Annotated in this window: 3 protein-coding genes and 1 pseudogene; 2 read left to right on the top strand and 2 right to left on the bottom strand. The window is 70.8% G+C overall.

The genetic code is table 11. From position 1 onward, the window contains the following. The first annotated feature begins 192 nt into the window (after positions 1-192). Entirely contained in the window at positions 193-654 is a 462-nt protein-coding gene (locus RIF93_RS19415) for an Hpt domain-containing protein (protein WP_375163900.1), read from the top strand. On the opposite strand, the gene RIF93_RS19410 is transcribed toward RIF93_RS19415, so the two are convergent. Next, a complete protein-coding gene (locus RIF93_RS19410) occupies positions 651-1421 on the bottom strand; it encodes an NUDIX domain-containing protein (protein WP_309093091.1) in 771 nt (256 codons plus the stop codon). The genes RIF93_RS19415 and RIF93_RS19410 overlap by 4 nt on opposite strands. A gap of 40 nt (positions 1422-1461) precedes the next feature. Then, entirely contained in the window at positions 1462-2601 is a 1140-nt protein-coding gene (locus RIF93_RS19405) for a DUF2336 domain-containing protein (RefSeq protein WP_309093090.1), read from the bottom strand. Between the two features lie 173 nt (positions 2602-2774). Between RIF93_RS19405 and RIF93_RS19400 the strand changes: the two are divergent. Continuing rightward, a pseudogene (locus tag RIF93_RS19400) lies at positions 2775-3508 on the top strand (response regulator); the annotation flags it as partial.

Below are 3508 nucleotides of genomic sequence, written 5' to 3'. Positions count from 1 at the left end.
ATCCTATGAACCAATGATTTCACCATGCTGTTCGACGCCGGCCGCAGCCTGGAAGAGCGGGTGCTGGCCGAGCAGTTCGCGGTCTAGGTCGCAAGGCCATCGCACGGCTCAGGTGTTATTAACGGGTTGAGCCTAGCCTTTGCTCGCGACCCTGCCAGGAGAGCCTCCGTGAGCGACCAGAAGTCCGGTCACATGATCCAGCCGTCCAACGCGCTGCGCCTGAAGGTCGGCGGCGGACGGCTCGGCGCGATCGACGCCTCGGCGATCGCCAAGGCCGAGGCCGCCCTGAAGAGCCTGTCGGGCAACTTCGCCCAGTGGCTGAACGACGAGGTGGCCAAGCTGGAGGCCGCCCGCCAGGCCGTGCGCGCCGACGGCGTGACCGCCGACACCATGGAGACGCTGTACCTGCGGGCCCACGACCTGAAGGGTCTGGGCGCCACCTACGGCTTCCCGCTGATCACCCGCATCGCCGGCCTGCTCTGCCGGCTGATCGACGACAAGGCCAAGCGCACCGACGCGCCGATGCCGCTGATCGACGCCCACATCGACGCCATCAAGGCCGCCGTGCGCGACGACATCAAGGACGTGGAGCACCCGATCGGCAAGGCGCTGGTCCAGGAGCTGGAACGCCGCGTCGCCGAACTGGGCGCCTAGCCCATAATCCGATCCATCGGCTCCGCGACTGCGCCGTAGCCGGCGTCGGGCGGCAGCACCAGCACACGCCCCTCCGCGCGGGTCTCCACCTGCGGCAGGACGGTGACGAGCGGACGGGCCTGCGCACGGGCGACGGCGTCGGCGGCGCTGTCGCCCTCGGCCAGCAGTTGGACGTTCATCCGCGTGGGAAAGATCACAGTGCGCTCGCCGGCTTCCGCCAGACGCAGGATCTCGGCCGGCGGGATCCATTCGGCGTCGACCGTCTCCCGGCCGTCGCAGGCGGCGAGCTGACCCTCGGGCGCGCGCACGACGTAGAACCAGGTGTCGAACCGCTTGGGCATCATCGTGGGCGTGATCCAGCGGGCGAAGACGGTGAGTGCGTCCAGGCTCAGCCGCACCCCCAGCTCCCGGACGACGTCCAGGAACGCCCGCTCGCCGCGATCGACGGCGCTGCGCACGGCAGGATCGCAGGCCTCGGCGAAAGGCTGCCCGTCCAGGCGCTCGGCCAGCAGGATGCCCGCCTCCTCGTAGGCCTCGCGGATGGCGGCGATGCGCAGCGCCCGCTGCTCGGCGTCGAGGCGTTCCCATCCCAGGCAGTGGTCCGCCCAGGCCGGATCATGGTCGCCCGCGTGGGTCTTGCCGCCCGGAAAGACCAGCGCGCCCGAAGCGAAGTCGATCTGGTGATGGCGCTTGACCATCAGCACCTGGAAGGCGGGGTCGTCGCGCAGCAGGAGGATGGTGGCGGCGGGCTTGGTTTCAGCGGTCATGGCGCCAGCTTGGAGGCTGGCTGGCCGTCAAACAAGCGTTTCAGGCGGTCTCGACGGTTTCGCGGCCGACCGGAGCGACGCGATTCATGCGGTCCAGCAGATAGTCCACGTCCTCGCGGGCGGCGGCCTGGGGCTGGGTGAGGAAGCGTTGCAGCATGCGCTCCTGGAAGCGCTCGCGATCGCGGGGGCCGCCGTCGAACTCCATGGCGTGGAAGGCGTCCACGGCGGCGCGGAAGGCGGGGAAGAGGCGCGCCGGCAGGCCGGCCCGCTCGTAGATCGCCCGCAGGCCCAGCGGCCCGGCGTCGTGGATCATCAGCCAGGTGCGGTGGTGCGGCACGCCGGCGAGCTCGGCCACGCCCCACTCGAAGAAGGTCATGTGGCCGTGGGCGAGCGTCCGCAGCAAGAGCGACGCGGTGAGCCGGCGTTCGGCGTTCAGGTGGGCCACGAAGGCTTTGACGTCGGCGGCGCGGCCGGCCTGGTCCACGAGGTCGACCGTGGCGCGTTCGGCCGAGCCGATGGCGACCTCCAGCGCGGTCTCAGGCGAGACGGCGTGCTTGCTGACCAGGTGGTCGCGGACCTGGTCGGTGACGAGCAGGATCAACCGCTCGGTGACCGACAGCGGCAGCACGCTGCGGTAGGCGATCGCGGCCAGGACCTTCTCGGACTCGGCGAAGCGGCCGATGACCTTCTGCAGCGCGCCCTCGGCGAAGTCGGCGTTGTCGTTGGCGCAGGCGGCGGCCACGGCGCGCTCGGAGCCGTGCTCGGCCAGGCTGTCGGTGACCTTGCGCGGAAGCGTCGGGCGCTTGGCGATGGCCAGCTGGCGCACGGGCCCGCCAAGGCGGACGATCTCGGCCAGGTCGTCGTCGGTGAACGCTGGCGAGACCGCCAGCATCGGCAGGCAGACGCCTTCCACGTCGCGGGCGAGCTTCAGCGCCACGTCGCGGGGCACGACCCTGGAGGCCTTCAGCGTCTCAACCAGAGCGCGGCGCACCAGCACGGCGGCGTCGGCGGCCATGACCCGCAGGATGTCGGCGGCGGCCTGGCGGTCCTCGTCGGAAAGGTCCGGCCGGTTGATGGTGAGGCAGAGCTTGCGCGCGGCGATGGCCCGCTCGTCCGGCGTCGCGCCTTTCACCAGCGTACGGATGTCGCTCTCCGTCAACGCTGAACGCGTCGTCGCCATAGCCCGCCCAAAACCCCTCAGAACCCCACGGGGACCGGAGTCCCACGAGTCGAGTTATCGGCCGTTAAGCTTAATCAGAGGTTGCCGGCGAATCTGTGGATTAAGGATTTTCCGTAACCCTGCGCCAACCCGCCACGCCTAACCTCGCGCCGAGGTAGAGCGGAGGAGCCGACGTGGCCCACGGCAAGGCGTCCCACGACTTCGGCGGCCTGACCGTCGCCGAGCAGGGCATGAACGCCCAGACGGCCCTCCTGCCCTACGCCCTGGCAGCCTTCGGGGTCTGCCTGCCGATGTTCGTCTGGGTGGGCAGCCACGCCGCCAACGCCGCCTGGATGAGCGCCTGTTTCGCGCTGTTCGCCATCGGCTGGGCCGCCTTCTACGGCGTGGTGAACTGGCTGAGGAGCCCGAAGGCCGCGGACCTGAAGGCGCGCGCCCGGGTGCAGGTGATGGGCGGGCTGATCTGGGCCGGGACCGTGGCCCACATCGCCCTCTTCGCCGACGGCGCGGGCCCGGTTCGCGAAACCCTGCTGCTGATGTCGCTGGGCGCCGCGCTGATATGCGTGTTCTTCGCCGCCCCCTGGCTGCCGAGCCTGCTGATCGTGGCGCCCGCCGCGGTGGCCGCCCCTTTGATCCTGCTGCACAGCCGTCCGGCCGACCTGCCGCTGGCGAAGCTCGGGCTGTCGGCGACGGCCTTGGCGCTGGCGCTGGCCCTGCTGGTGAACCGCATCCTGCGCAGCCACTTCGCGTTGGCGGCCGAACGCGAGCAGCTGATGGCCGAGCGCGCCGAGCAGGCGGAGGCCGCCCGGCGGCTCGCGCGCTCGAAGTCGGACCTGGTCTCCACTCTCTCGGACGAGATCCGCAATGGCCTGACCGGCGTGGCCCACATGCTGGCGTCCGCGGCGGGTCC

The sequence above is a fragment of the Phenylobacterium sp. genome, from assembly GCF_031181185.1.
GTDB lineage: Bacteria > Pseudomonadota > Alphaproteobacteria > Caulobacterales > Caulobacteraceae > Phenylobacterium.
The sequence above is the reverse complement of the archived record's forward strand: the minus strand, read 5'-3'. Positions and strand labels throughout refer to the sequence as shown.

What these genes read in the sequence shown, in the direction of transcription:
- RIF93_RS19415 (WP_375163900.1), top strand. Translation starts at nt 193, where the DNA reads ATGATCCAGCCGTCCAACGCGCTGCGCCTGAAGGTCGGCGGCGGACGG.
- RIF93_RS19410 (WP_309093091.1), bottom strand. Translation starts at nt 1,421, where the DNA reads ATGACCGCTGAAACCAAGCCCGCCGCCACCATCCTCCTGCTGCGCGAC.
- RIF93_RS19405 (WP_309093090.1), bottom strand. Translation starts at nt 2,601, where the DNA reads ATGGCGACGACGCGTTCAGCGTTGACGGAGAGCGACATCCGTACGCTG.